Source organism: Streptomyces sp. NPDC048389 (assembly GCF_040706335.1).
Lineage (GTDB): Bacteria > Actinomycetota > Actinomycetes > Streptomycetales > Streptomycetaceae > Streptomyces.
This window is the reverse complement of record NZ_JBEZKP010000008.1, coordinates 1-15451: the sequence shown is the minus strand read 5'-3', so window position 1 is coordinate 15451 and position 15451 is coordinate 1. Positions and strand designations below refer to the sequence as shown.

The window sequence follows — 15451 nt, the reverse complement described above, 5'->3', positions numbered from 1 at the left end:
CAGCGTATAGGTCAGAACATGTCCTAGATGGCAGGCATCCTGAAGAACATGACGGACACTCCGGCACGACTTCTGAATCTGCTGTCACTTCTCCAGACCCCGCGGGAATGGCCCGGCAGTGAGCTTGCCGAACGCCTCGACGTCAGCCCCCGCACCATCCGGCGGGACATCGACCGGCTGCGCGACCTCGGCTATCCGGTCGAGGCGACCAAGGGCGCCGTCGGCGGGTACCGGCTGGTCGCGGGCGCCGCCATGCCGCCTCTGCTGCTGGACGACGAGGAGGCCGTGGCGATCGCGGTCGGACTGCGGGCCGGCGCCGGGCACGCCATCGAGGGGATCGAGGAGGCGTCCGTACGGGCGCTGGCCAAGCTGGAGCAAGTGCTGCCGTCCCGCCTGAGATACCGGGTGGCCACGCTTCAGGAGGCCACGCTCCCGCTCACCAGGGGCGACGGAGCGACGATCGATCCGCAGACGCTCACGGTCATCGCGGGCTCGGTGACGGCACGCGAACGGCTCCGGTTCGCCTACCGGGCGGGGGACGGCGCCGAGTCACGGCGCCAGGTCGAGCCGTATCGTCTGGTGTCGACCGGGCGGCGGTGGTACCTCGTCGCGTACGACATCGGACGCGAGGACTGGCGCACGTTCCGGGTGGACCGGGTGGCGGAGCCGTTCGCGACGGGCGCGCGGTTCACGCCCCGCGAGGCGCCGGTCGGGGACGCGGCGGAGCTGCTGGGCCATTCGACATCGCACCGTCGACAGGAACTCGACGTCGATGTGAGTTTCGGAGCGCCGGCATCGTTTGTGGGGGCACGGCTGCCGGAACATCTTGGCGCACCGGCCCCGACGGGTGAGGAGAGCTGTCGGCTGCGGACGCGGTCAGCGGATTCGGTCGAGTGGCTGGCGCTGCGGCTGGCTCTGGTGGACTGCGAGTTCACCGTCCATGGGCCTGCGCCGCTGCGCACGTACATGACGGACCTGGCGACCCGGCTCGCCCGGGCCACGGCCGGATCCGCCGAAGCCACGCCCTGACCGGGCCGGCGAGGCACGGCGGCCCCGAGAGCACGGCCACTCCCGAGAGGCACGACAGCTCACGGCACAACGGCACGGCAGACACGCTCGCGGGCACGACACGTCGGACGCGCGATCCACGGCGCGACGCCCGCCAGGCGACGGCACCGGCCCGACTGCCGAACCCAGCCACACACAGCCCGACTGCGGGACACAGGCTGCGGAGGGCACAGACTGCGGCCGAGCACGCACGACGGCACGCCCCGCGGGGACCCGGGGCGTCCCGCGCCGCGATCCGACCGGAGGCGGAACTCCGGCCGGCGCAGCCCCGCGGGCTACGCAGCCGGCTCGAAGCCCGTGTCCCGGGCCATCCGCTTCAGTTCGAGCAGAGCGTGCTTCTCGATCTGGCGGATCCGCTCGCGCGTCAAGCCGTGCTCCTTGCCGACCTCGGTGAGCGTCCGCTCCCGGCCGTCCTCTATCCCGTACCGCATGCGGATGATCGACGCGGTGCGGTTGTCGAGCTTGCCGATCAGATCGCCGAGCTCCTCACTGCGCAGCAGGGTGAGCACGGACTGCTCCGGAGAGACCGCCGAGGTGTCCTCCAGCAGGTCACCGAACTGGGTCTCGCCCGCATCGTCCACGGCCATGTTGAGGCTGACCGGGTCACGGGCCCAGTCGAGGACGTCTATGACGCGCTCGGGCGTCGAGCCCAGCTCCGCGGCGATCTCCGACGGCTCGGGGTCCCGGCCGTTCTCCCGATTGAACTCGCGCTGGACACGACGGATACGGCCCAGCTCCTCCACCAGGTGGACGGGGAGCCGGATGGTGCGGGACTGGTCCGCTATCGAGCGGGTGATCGCCTGGCGGATCCACCACGTCGCGTACGTGGAGAACTTGAATCCCTTGGCGTAGTCGAACTTCTCGACCGCGCGGACCAGACCCGCGTTTCCTTCCTGGATCAGGTCGAGCAGCGGCAGTCCGCTGCGCGGATAACGCCGGGCGACGGCCACGACGAGTCGCAGATTCGAGCGGATGAACACGTCCTTGGCGCGCTCGGCCGCTTCGGCCAGAGCATCCAGCTCCTCCCGCGTGGCACCGCCCGCCTCGCTCTCCACTTCTCCGTCAAGGATCTGGCGGGCGTACACACCTGCCTCGATGGTCTGGGACAGCTCGACTTCCTTGGCGGCGTCGAGCAGCGGTGTACGCGCGATCTCGTCGAGGTACATGCCGACCAGGTCGCGGTCGGCGATCTCCCCGCCCACGGCGCGAACACTGCTTGCCCTGTCGGTCGCCCCACCGGAGTCGGACTGACGACGGGCGACGGCACGGGTTGCCATGCGAGCTCCCTTGCTGAGTAGGTCGCGACACCCTCCCGGGTGCCCTGCATCCGAAGGAAACAACGACTGGAATCCGGACAGAATTCCCACCGGGTGCATCGAATTCCGCGATCATGCAGTACCCTGTGCCGCCACCCAGGGAGGGAACGATGCTGCCGGAACACGCGGAGGTGCAGGTCAGGGCGGGGACCGACGCCGACCTCCAAGCCCTTACGGACATCTACAACCACTATGTCCGCGAGACCCCCATCACGTTCGACACCACGGTATTCACCCCTGAGCAGCGCCGCCCTTGGCTGCACTCCCACCTTGAAGACGGCCCGCACCGGCTTCTGGTTGCTCAGGATGTCCGATTTGTCGACAGCAATCCGCCGGTCGGCGTCCTCGGGTACGCCACCAGCAGCCCCTTCCGCCCCAAGCCTGCCTACTCGACCTCCGTCGAGGTCAGCGTCTACTGCGCCTCCGAGGCCGCCGGGCGCGGCATCGGCACCCTTCTTTACGAGGCGCTCTTCAAGGAGCTGGGCACCGAGGACGTGCACCGGGCCTACGCCGGGGTCGCCCTGCCGAACGAGCCCTCGGTCCGCCTGCACACCCGCTTCGGGTTCCGACACGTCGGCACATACGAAGAGGTGGGCCGCAAGTTCGGCCGGTACTGGGACGTGGCCTGGTTCGAGAAGCGCCTGGGCTGACGCGGGGTCGCCTTCACCCCGCCACCACCGCCGCCCCGCCCCTCCCGACCTCAGCCGAACTGCACCGACCGCTTCGCCAGCCCCATCCAGAAGCCGTCGATGACGCTGCGGCCGCTCCCGATCTCCGCCTCCGACGCGCCCAGGGTGACGAACAGCGGCGCGAAGTGCTCGGTACGCGGGTGGGCGAGCCGGCCCGCCGGAGCCTTGTTCTCGAAGTCGAGCAGGGCGTCCACATCGGCGGCCGCCAGTGCGCGCCGCCCCCAGTCGTCGAACTCGGCCGACCAGCCGGGCGTACCTGCGTGCCGTAGCGCCGCGAGGTTGTGCGTGAAGAATCCGCTGCCGACGATCAGCACGCCCTCGTCCCTGAGCGGGGCGAGCCGGCGCCCGATCTCGAGCAGCTTCTGCGGATCGAGCGTGGGCATGGAGATCTGCAGCACGGGGACGTCGGCGTCCGGATACATCTCCACCAGCGGCACATACGCGCCATGGTCGAGACCTCGGTCGGGGATGTCCTGCACCGGCGTACCGGCACGGCGCAGCAGCTTGCGCACGGAGTCGGCCAGTCCGGGGGCGCCGGGGGCGTCGTACCGAACGCGGTAGTAGTGCTCGGGGAAGCCCCAGAAGTCGTACACCAGCGGCGTCGTCCGGGTCGCGCCGAGCGCGAGGGGCGCCTCCTCCCAGTGGGCGGAGACCATCAGGATCGCTCTGGGGCGGGGCAGCGACCTGGACCAGCCGGCGAGTTCCCCCGGCCAGACGGGGTCGTCGGCCAGGGGCGGGGCGCCGTGGGAGAGGTAGAGGGCGGGCATGCGCCGCGCGGAGGAGGTGGCGTTCATGACGGTCGACTCCCGGTCTGCTGGACCCGGTCTGCTGCACTGAGCCCGAAAAGATTGATTGAACTTTCAAGCGCACCTCACTCTAAACACATTTAGTTCAATCTTCAAGTAGCGGGGTCGTAGAGTGGGATGCATGAACAGGGCACTCAAAGGTGCGGGCGGCCCCGGGCCACGCTGGCTGAGCGACGAGGAGCAGCGCGTATGGCGCGCGTACCTCCATGCCACCACCCTCCTGGAGGACCATCTCGACCGCCAGTTGCAGCGCGACGCGGGCATGCCGCACATCTACTACGGCCTGCTGGTCCAGCTCGCGCAGGCGCCGCGACGCCGCAAGCGGATGACCGAGCTGGCCATCGACGCCAAGATCACCCGCTCCCGCCTCTCGCACGCGATTGCCCGGCTCGAGAAGAACGGCTGGGTGCGCCGCGAGGACTGCCCGTCCGACAAGCGCGGGCAGAACGCCGTGCTGACGGACGAGGGCTTCGGTGTGCTGGAGCGGACCGCTCCAGGCCATGTCGAGGCCGTACGGCAGGCGGTGTTCGACCGCCTCACCCCCGAGCAGGTCGCGCAGCTGGGCGAGATCATGCGGGTCATGGCGGAGGGGCTGCAGCCCCAGGACACCGGTGCGGACCTGCCCTGGCTCAGATGACCGCGGCCCGGACGTCTGGGCATCCGGCTCGGTCGAGCCGGATGCGCCGTCGGGCCCCGCCCACCGACCGTCCCGCCCGCCCGCCCAGGCGCGCACCGCCCCGGCGACGCGGACAGGCCCCGCCCGGCCCACCCCCGCGACACGAGCAGGCCCCGCCCCGGGGTGCAGTACCCGGGGCGGGGCCCCTCTTCATCCGCGTACGACCTGCCGGTCCTGCCGCTCGGCCGCCGCGGCCCGGCCGCTCAGTGCGCGATCACGGGGATCTTGACCTCGTCCTCCGTACCGGCGCCGCTGCCCGGTCCGGCCGCGACCGGACCGGCCTGCGGACGCCCGGTGTTGATGAACGTGAACGCGATCGCCGCAGCGGCCGCCAGGATGCCGACCGCCCACCAGATGGCCGACGAGAAGCCGTGCACCATGCCCTGGAGCTCGAGCAGCTTCGGGTCGGTCGCACCGGCGGCGCGCGACGCGACGTACGAGGTCGTGGCGGAGGCCGCGATGGTGTTCAGCAGCGCCGTACCGATAGCGCCGCCCACCTGCTGCGAGGTGTTGACCATCGCGGAGGCGACCCCGGCGTCGGCCGGATTCACACCGTGGGTGGCCAGCGACATCGCGGGCATGAACGCCGTACCCATACCCAGGCCCAGCATCAGCTGCGCCGGCAGGATCAGACCGGCGTAGGAGCTGTCGATCTCCAGCCTGGTCAGCAGCAGCATGCCGAGCGCCGCGAGCACGAAGCCGGGGCCCATCAGCAGACGCGGTGCCATGCGGGTCATCAGCCGGGCGCCGATCTGGGTGGATCCCGCGATCATGCCGACGATCATCGGCAGGAAGGCGAAGCCCGTCATGACGGGCGAGTAGCCCTTCACGACCTGGAGATAGAACGTCAGGAAGAGGAACAACCCGAACATCGCGATGATGGCGAAGCCCAGCGAGAGGTAGACGCCACCGCGGTTGCGCTCGGTCAGGACCCGCAGCGGCAGCAGTGGCGACTTCACGTTCGCCTCGGTCACGACGAACGCGACGAGAAGCACCGCGGAGGCGATGAACATGCCCACGGTCAGCCCGTCGGACCACCCGGCGGACTCGGCGCGGGTGAAGCCGTAGACGAGGGCCACCAGACCGAGGGTGGACAGCACGACACCGGGGATGTCGAGCGAGGAGCGGTTGCGCGCACCCTCCGGCTCACGGATCACCAGGTAGGCACCGACGGCGGCGACGATCGCGAACGGGATGTTGACGTAGAAGGTCCAGCGCCAGTTCAGGTACTCGGTGAGGAAGCCACCGAGGATCAGACCCACGGCGCCACCGCCTCCGGCGATCGCACCGTAGATGCCGAATGCCTTGGCGCGTTCCTTCGCGTCGGTGAACATCACGGCGAGCAGTGACAGGGCGGCGGGCGCGAGCAGTGCGCCGAAGACTCCCTGCAGGGCTCGGGCACCGAGCATCATCGCCTCACCGGTGGCCGCACCGCCGAGCGCGGATGCCGCGGCGAAGCCGAGCAGGCCGACGACGAAAGTGCGCTTACGGCCCCACAGGTCGGCGATACGGCCCCCGAAGAGCAGCAGCCCGCCGAAAGCGAGGGCGTAGGCGGTGATGACCCATTGGCGGTTGGCGTCGGAGATGCCGAGGTCCTGCTGGGCGGTGGGGAGCGCGATGTTCACGATCGTCGCGTCGAGCACCACCATCAGCTGGGCGAGGGCTATGAAGACCAGGGCTTTCCAGCGGCTCGGGTCGGGGAGTGAGATGTCGGCTGTTTTCGGCATGGGTCTGGCCACCTAATCGGTCACGGGAGGTCACGGGAGGTCGCGGGAGGTCGCGGAAGGTCACGCGGGTACGTGGTAAGGGGTTCTGAGCGCTGAGTGTTCTGCGTCGAGTGTTCGGTGCGCCAAGGGTTTTCGCACCGAGGGTGTGCGCGCCAAGCGTTCTGTGGCGAAGGGCCCCGAGAGGGACCTGCGGAGTCAGGACTTCGGGGAAAGGGTTCTGAGAAGAAGGCCCCAAGGAGAGGCTTCGAGGAGAAGGGCCTGAGGAGAGCGCCGGAGACAAGCGGGAAAGCCCCGGGAAACCGGCGGGGCTACGGCGTCACGAAGTGTTGCGGAGGTCCTCCAGAGTCGCGGCATCGCCCGGGAGTTCGGAGCGCGCCGGCGCCTCGAGCCCGTCCAGGAACAGCTGCAGATGGCGATGGACGAACCGGTCCATGTTCGGGCAGGCGGTGCCCGGCAGCGGCCGGGTGAGCTGGGAGAGCGCCACCATCAGATCGCCCACGGCGACATCGGTGCGCATCCGGCCCGCCGACTGCGCCGCCTCGACGAGGCCGCGCACGGCATCCTCGAGTCGCTCGCGCCCGGCGTGCAGATCGGAGTGGTCGTGGTCGAAGGCGCCGGACAGCATCGGGCACAGGGCACCGATCCGCTCGTCGGCCGCCCGGTGGACGAAGCGGCGCAGCGCGGCGAAGGGGTCGGCCTCCTCGGCCGTCGCCTTGTCCGCCTGCTCGGTGGTGCGGGACATGACGCTGAGGACGACCTCGCGGACAAGGGTCACGCGGTCGGGAAAGTGCCGGTAGAGCGTGGCGTTGCCGACGCCTGCACGGCGGGCGATCTCGTCGAACGGGACGTCCGGCCCGAACTCGACGAACATCTCACGCGCGGCCGACACGATCCGCTCACGGTTGCGCAGGGCATCGGCCCTGGGGCGCGGTGCGCGGCGCGCCTCGGTGGCGGCGGTGCTCACGGCTCCACATCCTTCCGGTCCTCGACCCCAAGCGGGGACGGCTTCCCCGTTTCGCGGGACACCGGTTCAAACGGGGAAACGATCCCCGGTTATTTCCCCCACTCGCTGTGACCTGGGGCACATATGCGTCCCGCCGGAAAAACCCCACGATCGGACCACCCGGCGCGCGGCCTCCCGGCACCCGACACACGCTGATCGAACAGAGCGCAGCCAGGGCCCGGCCTGCTGCCGGGGACCGGAAGGCGATCGCATGGAGGAGGCTCGTCACCGGATACGCGGACGGGGCAGGCTCGGCGCACTCGCCGCTTCCGCGACCCTCGCGCTCGCCGTCCTGGCCACGGCCAGCTCGACGGACCCCGTCCCCGGCCGGGTCTCGGCCGGGCCGAGCGCCGCGCCGAACGCCGTGAGCCTCGGTCCCTGCCGGATCCCGACGGCCGTCGGCGTCCAGATGTCCGAGGGCCTGCCCACCCCGGCCGGCTACGTCCGTTCCACCGGCGTGGTCAACGCCCTCAACCTGATGATCGACTTCCCGGACGCCGAGGGCAGCGGCTCCGCCCTCGACCGGCTCGCGGAGTTCTTCCCGCAGACCGCGCAGTGGTTCGCGACCAGCTCGTACGGGCGCCTCAGCTACCGGCCGCACGCCCCCGTGAGCCACTGGCTGCGGATGCCGAAACCGTTCGCCGCCTACGGGATAGAGCGCGGTTCACCGTACGAACCGGGGTACCGGCACCTGGTCGAGGACCTGGTCGCGGTCGCCGACCCGAAAGTCGACTTCGACGCGTACGACTTCGTCAACGTCCTGGTCACGCCCAACGCGGGCCCGTCCGCGCTGGACACCGTGCTGTCGGTGACGTTCTCCGGCAACGAGCAGGCGCCCGTGGCCGACGGCGTGCCGCTCGCCAACACGTCCTTCGTCTACAGCCGCCAGGACGACGGTTCCGGCTCGTACGCGGATACCGGCTACCGCGTCCTGCCGCACGAGAACGGCCATGTCTTCGGCCTCCCCGACCTCTACACCGCGGAAGGCGGCGGCGCGGTGGGCCACTGGGACATCATGTCCGAGGACTGGGGAGCCAACAACGACCTGCTCGGCTGGCACAAGTGGAAGCTCGGCTGGCTCGACAACAGCCAGGTCAACTGCGCCGCGGCACCCGGCACCACGGAGTACACGCTCACCCCGCTGGCCACCCGGGGCGGCACCAAGATCGCGATCGTGCCGCTGACCGAGAGCACCGGCTACGCGGCGGAGGTACGCACCCGGGCCGGCAACGACGACCACGTGTGCGAATCCGGCGTACTCGTCTACCGGGTGAAGTCCGATGTCGACACGGGCCAGGGCCCCGTGACCGTCTCCGACAGCGACGGCGACAGCGGCGGCTGCACCCGGCAGCCCAACGTCCACGCGGAACTGTCCGACGCCCCCTACCGGCCGGGCCAGTCCTTCACGGACCGCGAGAACGGCGTACGCATCTTTGTCGTCGACGAGGACGAGGACGGCGGCTACCGGATACGCGTCACCCGTTCCTGAGCAGCGCAGAGCGATTCCCGCAGGACCCTTTTGAGGATCTTGCCCGTCGGATTGCGCGGCACCGGCTCGTCCCGCACCAGCACATGGGCGGGCACCTTGAAGGCGGCCAACGTCCGGCCGACATGCTCCCGCAACTGCTCCGCGGTGACCGTGGCACCCGGCACCAGCTGCACGACCGCCGCGACCTCCTCCCCGAGCACCGGGTGCGGCACACCCAGCACCGCGGCGTCGGCGACGTCGGGGTGGTCGTGCAGCACCGCCTCGACCTCGACGCAGTACACGTTCTCCCCGCCGCGGATCACCATGTCCTTGATCCGGTCGACGACGGTCACCCGGCCCTCGCACAGGGTCGCGAGGTCCCCGGTCCGCAGCCAGCCGTCCCGGAACGCCGCCGCCGTGGCCTGCTCGTCACGCCAGTAGCCGCGCATCAGCCCCTGGCCGCGCAGCCACAACTCCCCGACCGCCCCCTCGGGCAGCGCCCCGCCGCCCGCCCCGGCGATCCGCACCTCGACGGCGGGCGCGGGCCGTCCCACGCCGGCCGGGTTCTCGCGGCAGCCGTCCCCGAAGTTCGCCAGCACTCCGCCGCCGGTCTCGGTCAGACCGTATCCGTTGCGCGGCTCGATCCGGTGGCCGTAGGCCGCGGTGAGCCGTGCGACAAGGTCGGGTGGGGCCGCGGCCCCACCGGTGCCGAGGTTGGTGAGTGTCTCCAGCCCGGCCCCGGTCCGCTCGGCCGCCTCGACGAGCTGGAGCGCGGTCGTCGGCACACCCGAGTAGTGCGTGACCTTGTGCCGCTCGATGAGCGCGAGCGCCACCTCGGCGTCCCACTTGCGCATCAGGACGAGCGTGCCACCGACGGCCATCGTCGAGTACAGCGTGGTGAAGGCCGCCACATGGAAGAACGGGAACGTCATCAGCGCGACCGGCGCCGGCCCCTGCCCGGGCAGCACACCTCGCGCCAGTGCCGCCGCGGCGGCGTGGTAGCGGGGGTGCTGCGCCGCGCCGGCCTGGGCGAGCTGCGTGGCGACGGCGCCCTTGGGCCGGCCGGTGGTGCCCGACGTGTAGATGATGGTGGCGTCCGCCTCCGCCGCGACCTCGACGGCGGGCGGCGCGGCGAGCGGATCGGGGGCGCCGAAGTCCTCGTACCGCTCGGCGCCGGCGGGCATGTCCCCGTCGTGGTGGAAGACGACGGTACGCGCGCCGTGTGCCGCCGCCCACCGCGCCACCCGTGGCAGCCGCTCACCGTCGACCAGCAGGACGCGCGGGGTGCAGTCGTCCAGCGCGTACGCCAGCTCCTCCTCGGTCCACCAGGCGTTGAGCGGCACCGCCACGAGCCCCGCCAGCTGAGCGGCCCAGAAGGCGACCTGCCACTCCGGGTGGTTGCGCATCACGACCGCCGCCCGGTCCCCCGGCCGCAGCCCGTACGTGTCCACGAACCGGCACGCGAGCGCGGAGGCGGCGGCGAAGAACTCGCCGTACGTGTACGTCCCGCTCTCCGCCACGAGGAACGGCCGGCCCCCGTACGCCCACGTCGCCTCGACGAACTCCCGCAGCGTGCGCGGCCCGTTCTCGTACTGCAGCGCTCCGTCCTCGCCGCGTACGACGGCGAAAGGGGCGCCGGGCGCGGTGAGGGCGGCTTCGGGATACGCGGCGTGCGGCACGGTCGGCCCTCCAGGAGCTTGCTCGATCCGCCGCGACGCTATGCCGCCCCCAGAACCCCGTCAAGGCCGGGCCCACCTGCGGCGACTACCACGCCCGGGACAGCAGCCGGGTCAGCGCGACGGCCTCCGGCGGACGGGGATTCGGGTAGGGCCGGGCCGCGACCCGCTCGGCGACGGCCCGCAGGCCGTCGCGCGGCACACCCAGTGCGCGGAGGGTGGTCGGACCGTCGTGGCCGCGGGCGAGGCGGCCGACGACCGCTGCCGGATCGTCGCCGGCGATCCGCCCCAGGCGGGCGGCCGCCTTCGGCGCCGAGGGCAGGTTGAAGGCCATCACGTGCGCCAGCAGCACGGCGTGGAGCTCCGCGTGCGGCAGGTCGAAGGTCCCGCCGAGGACGTGCGCCAGTTGGTGGTGCAGCCCCATGCGGGTCTGCGCCAGACAGAGCCCGGCGAGCCAGGCACACTCCTGCAACCGCTCCCGGCCCGCCAGGTCGGACGGGTCGTCGAGCACCTTCGGAAGGGCGGTGAGGATGCCGTCGATCGCCTCGGTCGCGAGCCCGTCGGACACGGCGGTGGCGTTCGGCGCCCAGAGTGCCTCGACCGCGTGGGCGAGGGCGTTGAGCGCGCCGGCCCGCGTGAGTCCCGCCGGCATCGTCAGCGTCAGCTCCGGGTCGTAGACCACCGTCCCGGGCGCGAACGCGGGATCACGGCGCGTGGACGGTCACCCGGGCGGGAACGCTCTCGGGCATCGAACGTCGCCTCCGTCGTGTCGGCGCGGCCTGACCACGGGCCCCGCCTGCGCGCCCCTGCCGGCGCAGCCCGGCGAAAAGCCGCCGTACGACACGTTCCCCGGCCCTTGCCCACCCCGCCACGACGCCCCCGCGTCGCCCCCGGAATCCCCTCGCCACCCTCCGGCCCGACCACCCCGATGCGGCACCACCCGACCGACCCGCATCCGCTACGCTGTCCCTGGTCATGCCGTCGCCTTCGTAGCTCAGGGGATAGAGCACCGCTCTCCTAAAGCGGGTGTCGCAGGTTCGAATCCTGCCGGGGGCACGCAGGTCAGGGCCCCTCTGTGAATCGAACAGAGGGGCCCTGGTCATGATCGAAGTCCACGTAGAGTCCACATCCCCCAACGATCATGGAATCTACCCACCCATCCGGGGGACTTGCTTCGCTGCAAAGGCCACGTAAAGTGCTCCCTGGACGGGGCCGGCGCGTCTCCCCACGCGCGCCAGATGTACGCCGTCCACGTCCTGTGTAGTCCGGGCGGGGAGGCTCGGCGCACAGGGGACCCCCCGTCGCGAAAACCGACGGGGGGTCTTGGGCTTCACAGTAGACCGCCCCGCCCCGGAATGGGGCGGGGCGGCTTTGCTCTGACCGAATCAGAGCAGGGATGACACGACCACAGCGGATGTACGGACGCTGGTAGTCATCCCCTACCCGCCGATCAGCTTCCCGATCAGGCGGGCGTTCACGGCCCGGGTCTTCGTGGGGTATCCGCGGGCCACTAGATCACACACTGTAGGTTCACTCCTACATACTTTGGATCATGGTCTGGCGAGCGTGGACAAGTGCCGCGCTCCATCCCCGACTGGGTCATCACCGAACGCAGGCGGATCGGGGACCGCATCCGTGCCGCGCGGCTGTACGCCAACCTCACCCAAGAAGCAGTGGCCATGGCGACAGGCATCGACCGGGCGTCCGTGAACCGCATCGAGCAGGGGCACCAGTCCGCCACGCTCGACACCCTGCTGCTCATCGCCGACGCGATCGGCGTCCCGCTGGCTGACCTCGTACGCGAGTAGCCCCGGCCGGCCCCGGGCTGGGGACCGGCCGGGGAGCAGCGGACCCGATTCGCCGTCAGGGCCCGCTTACCGCCCCGGGGTGTCAGTACCAAAGGCCCCGGGACGGGGGTCATGGGCAGGCGTACACGTCGGTGTCGAGGACGTGCGCGCCGTCGCGGCCGACCGCGCGGCCGACCAGGATGGCGCCGACGGTGAGCTGCCGCCCGCAGGCATAGCAGGCCCGTCCCGCAGTGGCCTCCCACGACAGGTCGCGGGCCGGTGGGATCGGGGTATCTCGGCACGCCAGCGTTGCAGCCGTGGTCATGCCGTCCGCCCGGCGGCACGCGGTCGCTGAGGCAGCCAGCTCCGCTCAGCCTCGCGAGTGAGACCGGCCGCGACCGCCTCGGCCTTCTGCTCCTCGGTCGCGGGCACCACTTCGTGCCCGTGCACCGTGACCTCACGCGGCTTCGTACGGGCAGGCCCGTGGTGGAAGCTGACCCGGTACATGCCTGCGCCGAGGTCCATGGTGATCAGGCCGACGCGTCCGTCGTAGACGACGTAGTCCCACTGTGCCCGGCTCATGACGCGGCCGGCAGGGGCACGAGGTGGCGCTGCTCGCGGCACGGGGCGCAGGCGTGCAGCAGTACATCGGGCCCGCTGTTCCGGGCGACCGACTTCACGGGCAGCGCGGTCCCCGACTCGCCTCCGTGGAAGTGGCAGAACTGTCCCGCTTCGGCAGCCCCCGGGGGGCGGGTGTCTGAGTCCATGCCCCGCACCGTAGGGGCGCCAGTTGCAGCCCTGTCGGCCGATTGCGCGCGATTGCGCGAGACGGTCGGCGGATTCTGCGGGATTGCTCACGCAGTGTCGAGCGACGCCCTGACTCGGCTGATCAGCCGCTGAGCCTGATGCCCGTACACGGCAGACTCTGCGAGCCAGTCCCAAGCCCTCTCGTACAGGCAGATCGAGTCGTCGTCGTCCAGCCACATCTCCGTGCTGATGGTCTCCACGATGACGAGTCGCCGATCGTAGATCCAGAAGCCATGAGAGGGGGCGCGGCGCAGCTCGGCGCCGAGCGGGACGATGCCGAGTTCGACCGTGTCCAGACCGACAAGGCTCAAGAGCCTGTCCAACTGAGCAGCTTGGACAGACCGTGGACCCGTGCGGGCGTGCAAGGCGCTCTCCCAGATCAAGAACCGGAACAGCTTGCCCGGCTCGTAGAGCGCTTCCTGGCGGCGGATCCGGGCGCGTACCGCGTCGTCGGTGTCCTTGGTGATCTGCCGGAACTCGCTGTTCGCTTCGAAGGTATGCCGGGCGTAGTCAGCGGTCTGGAACAGGCCGGGGATCCGGGCGACCTCGACGCCGCGGATCGTTCGCGTGGCCGTGGTCTCCGCGATGCCTTGCTCCTGCCTTGGACGGTGGCCGTCGGACAGCTGGCGGCGCCACGACCGGTAGTGCGTTTCCAGACCGGACAGGCGGCCCTTCAGTTCGCCTGCCAGGTCCGGGCGGCCAGCCGCTGCCGCCCACGCGTCCAGGTCGCTGTGCGAGGGGGTCTGCTTACCGTTCTGGAGGCGGCTGACCTTTGAGCGTTGCCAGCCAAGTAGTGCTGCGAAGTCCTTGCCGTTGAGGCCGGTCTCGGCGCGGAGCTCGTTCAAGCGCGCGCCGAGGGCCTCCCTGCCGGTCTGGAAGTCCGTGCTCACACGGTGGAACGTACCTGCCGGGCAAAGTCGGCGGTACGGATTGCGTGATGCCACGCGGCATCCCGGGCTTGGCAGGCAGCTGCCACTTCGGCCGGGTCTTCGCTGACGATCACGCCGAGCGTGGTGTCCTCTGTGTCGAAGACGAAGCGCACCAGCGTGCGCGAGTCGAAGAGCCAGAAGTCCCAGTCAGGCAGGCCGAGTCGTTCAGCGGCACTACGGGATAGATTACGGATGTCTTCACCAGCAGCAACGTTTCCGAGTCCGCTCGCGAGCAGGAACTCCTGGCCCTCGGTGAGAGGCTCGTCGACGAGGCGGACGCGTTCGAACCTCTTGCCCTGCTCAGTTTGGCGGCGGACGTTCTCGCGCCACCCGTCGGCCGGCTCCGTGGCGATGTCTGCGCCGGCCTTCCAGCGGGCCCACTTCGGGCTGTTGCGGTCGGTGGCGTACCCGCGTCGGGTCTCCAGTCGCCAGGCGGTGTGCTTGAACTCGGTGAAGAGGTGGCTGATCTGGGTGAACGGCACCATCTCTTGGGCCTCGGCGCGTGGTGCAAAGCGGACGAGCAGGTCGCGCGGCACGATGACGAAGGTTTCGGACTCCTTTACGTCGCGGAGTTTGGCCAGGTGCTCGGGGTCGGAGACGCGGTCGCCCTGGACGAGGACGTTGCGGCTGCCTTCGACCTCGTACAGGGTGGGGCAGTCACCGGAGTCGCTGGTCGTTCCGATGAACCTGAGCGTCATGGGCCCTCCCGGGTAGCTGGTGAAGCACCAGCATGCTTCGAGTTGCGAGGCAGCGGGCGGAAGTTGCGCGAGATTGCGTCGGCGGCGGAGTGCAGGCAGGTTGCGAGCAACGGCGCCGAACGCAGAAGGCGCCCCCTGCCCAGGCCGAAGCCGGGGCAGGGGGCGTGCCGTTCAAGCAGTGTCCCGTGTTTCTGTAGACACGACTACAGTTCACGTGTAGTGTCGACTACAGAGAGGGCGAGGGTCGCTCTCGGAGGGGACCACCATGGGCATGCAGCAGTACGAGCTCGAGGCATGGCTCGGCGACGACCACAAGCTCACCGACGACCAGCTCACCGAACTCCTCGCCACCGCCGACGAGATCGCCGACCAGTACCCCGACCCCGACGACCAGCCCCTCGCAGAGCAGGCCCTCGTCGTCGCCTACCGACTGATGATCGAGCCCGCCGAAGACGTCGTCACCGACTTCGGCGAGCAGCGCGCACACGCCCGTGCCCTCGAGGCCGCGTCCGTCGCCGGACTTCAGCAGGCCGCACGCACCCTCATCCCGGCCCGCACCATGCCGGAGGCCACGTTCAGCCAGCGCGCCGGCATCGACCGCATGGCTGTCCGCCGCTGGCTCGGCAAGCGGCCGTAGCAGGGAACGCAGAAGGCGCCCCCTCCCGCCGTGGCGGAAGGGGGGCGTCGTGTTTCAAGGGGGTGGGGCCGGGGGTGGTCCGTTCAGGGCTACGTCGACGCGGTCGACAGCGTCCCGCAGCGACTGGCCCGAGTTCGGGTGCAGTTCGTGCTCGACGGAGGTCA

The 15451-nt window shown here is 70.5% G+C and carries 16 protein-coding genes, 1 tRNA gene and 1 pseudogene; 7 read left to right on the top strand and 11 right to left on the bottom strand.

Annotated elements, in window-relative coordinates; translation table 11 throughout:
• Positions 1–48 precede the first annotated feature (48 nt).
• The gene (locus tag AB0903_RS08390) at positions 49–1029 is read left to right on the top strand and encodes a YafY family protein (RefSeq protein WP_366700594.1); all 981 of its coding nucleotides are present in this window, start codon (positions 49–51) and stop codon (positions 1027–1029) included.
• 314 nt (positions 1030–1343) lie between these two features.
• On the opposite strand, the gene AB0903_RS08385 is transcribed toward AB0903_RS08390, so the two are convergent.
• Positions 1344–2345 carry a sigma-70 family RNA polymerase sigma factor gene (locus tag AB0903_RS08385; protein WP_366700291.1) on the bottom strand — a complete coding sequence of 334 codons (1002 nt, stop codon included), beginning with the start codon at positions 2343–2345 and terminating at the stop codon, positions 1344–1346.
• A 149-nt stretch (positions 2346–2494) separates the two neighbouring features.
• On the opposite strand from AB0903_RS08385, the gene AB0903_RS08380 reads away from it, so the two are divergent.
• A complete protein-coding gene (locus AB0903_RS08380) occupies positions 2495–3034 on the top strand; it encodes an N-acetyltransferase family protein (RefSeq protein ID WP_366700289.1) in 540 nt (179 codons plus the stop codon).
• Positions 3035–3084: 50 nt separating this feature from the next.
• Here the strand turns inward: AB0903_RS08380 and AB0903_RS08375 are convergent, their stop codons facing one another.
• A complete protein-coding gene (locus AB0903_RS08375) occupies positions 3085–3867 on the bottom strand; it encodes a class III extradiol ring-cleavage dioxygenase (RefSeq protein WP_366700287.1) in 783 nt (260 codons plus the stop codon).
• Between the two features lie 133 nt (positions 3868–4000).
• On the opposite strand from AB0903_RS08375, the gene AB0903_RS08370 reads away from it, so the two are divergent.
• Positions 4001–4516: a MarR family transcriptional regulator gene (locus AB0903_RS08370; protein ID WP_366700285.1), complete on the top strand. Its 516-nt coding sequence runs from the start codon at positions 4001–4003 to the stop codon at positions 4514–4516.
• Between the two features lie 242 nt (positions 4517–4758).
• Here the strand turns inward: AB0903_RS08370 and AB0903_RS08365 are convergent, their stop codons facing one another.
• Complete coding sequence (locus AB0903_RS08365) at positions 4759–6282, bottom strand: MFS transporter (protein ID WP_366700283.1); 1524 nt, start codon at positions 6280–6282, stop codon at positions 4759–4761.
• Between the two features lie 316 nt (positions 6283–6598).
• A complete protein-coding gene (locus AB0903_RS08360; protein ID WP_366700281.1) occupies positions 6599–7246 on the bottom strand; it encodes a helix-turn-helix domain-containing protein in 648 nt (215 codons plus the stop codon).
• Positions 7247–7496: 250 nt separating this feature from the next.
• Here AB0903_RS08360 and AB0903_RS08355 point away from each other — a divergent pair, with 250 nt between their 5' ends.
• Entirely contained in the window at positions 7497–8774 is a 1278-nt protein-coding gene (locus AB0903_RS08355) for a M6 family metalloprotease domain-containing protein (RefSeq protein ID WP_366700279.1), read from the top strand.
• Here AB0903_RS08355 and AB0903_RS08350 read toward each other — a convergent pair.
• Positions 8747–10432 carry a class I adenylate-forming enzyme family protein gene (locus AB0903_RS08350; RefSeq protein ID WP_366700277.1) on the bottom strand — a complete coding sequence of 562 codons (1686 nt, stop codon included), beginning with the start codon at positions 10430–10432 and terminating at the stop codon, positions 8747–8749. The genes AB0903_RS08355 and AB0903_RS08350 overlap by 28 nt on opposite strands.
• Before the next feature lie 85 nt (positions 10433–10517).
• Positions 10518–11126, bottom strand: a pseudogene (locus tag AB0903_RS08345) (iron-containing alcohol dehydrogenase); the annotation flags it as partial.
• Between the two features lie 286 nt (positions 11127–11412).
• Here AB0903_RS08345 and AB0903_RS08340 point away from each other — a divergent pair.
• A tRNA-Arg gene (locus tag AB0903_RS08340) sits at positions 11413–11485 on the top strand.
• 518 nt (positions 11486–12003) lie between these two features.
• Positions 12004–12237 (top strand): helix-turn-helix transcriptional regulator, encoded by a 234-nt coding sequence (locus tag AB0903_RS08335; RefSeq protein WP_366700275.1) that lies wholly within the window; start codon positions 12004–12006, stop codon positions 12235–12237.
• Positions 12238–12346: 109 nt separating this feature from the next.
• Here the strand turns inward: AB0903_RS08335 and AB0903_RS08330 are convergent, their stop codons facing one another.
• The 5 genes from AB0903_RS08330 to AB0903_RS08310 all read right to left on the bottom strand — a co-directional run bounded on the left by AB0903_RS08330 (position 12347) and on the right by AB0903_RS08310 (position 14650).
• A complete protein-coding gene (locus AB0903_RS08330) occupies positions 12347–12541 on the bottom strand; it encodes a hypothetical protein (protein WP_366700273.1) in 195 nt (64 codons plus the stop codon).
• Positions 12538–12798, bottom strand: coding sequence for a hypothetical protein (locus AB0903_RS08325; protein WP_366700271.1), 261 nt, complete (start codon positions 12796–12798; stop codon positions 12538–12540). The genes AB0903_RS08330 and AB0903_RS08325 overlap by 4 nt, the downstream gene beginning before the upstream one ends.
• Entirely contained in the window at positions 12795–12983 is a 189-nt protein-coding gene (locus tag AB0903_RS08320) for a hypothetical protein (RefSeq protein ID WP_366700269.1), read from the bottom strand. The genes AB0903_RS08325 and AB0903_RS08320 overlap by 4 nt, the downstream gene beginning before the upstream one ends.
• 87 nt (positions 12984–13070) lie before the next feature.
• Complete coding sequence (locus AB0903_RS08315; RefSeq protein WP_366700268.1) at positions 13071–13913, bottom strand: helix-turn-helix transcriptional regulator; 843 nt, start codon at positions 13911–13913, stop codon at positions 13071–13073.
• Positions 13910–14650 carry a DUF6879 family protein gene (locus AB0903_RS08310; RefSeq protein WP_366700266.1) on the bottom strand — a complete coding sequence of 247 codons (741 nt, stop codon included), beginning with the start codon at positions 14648–14650 and terminating at the stop codon, positions 13910–13912. Before AB0903_RS08310 ends, AB0903_RS08315 begins: the two co-directional genes overlap by 4 nt.
• Before the next feature lie 265 nt (positions 14651–14915).
• On the opposite strand from AB0903_RS08310, the gene AB0903_RS08305 reads away from it, so the two are divergent.
• Positions 14916–15287 (top strand): hypothetical protein, encoded by a 372-nt coding sequence (locus AB0903_RS08305; RefSeq protein WP_366700264.1) that lies wholly within the window; start codon positions 14916–14918, stop codon positions 15285–15287.
• Positions 15288–15451 lie beyond the last annotated feature (164 nt).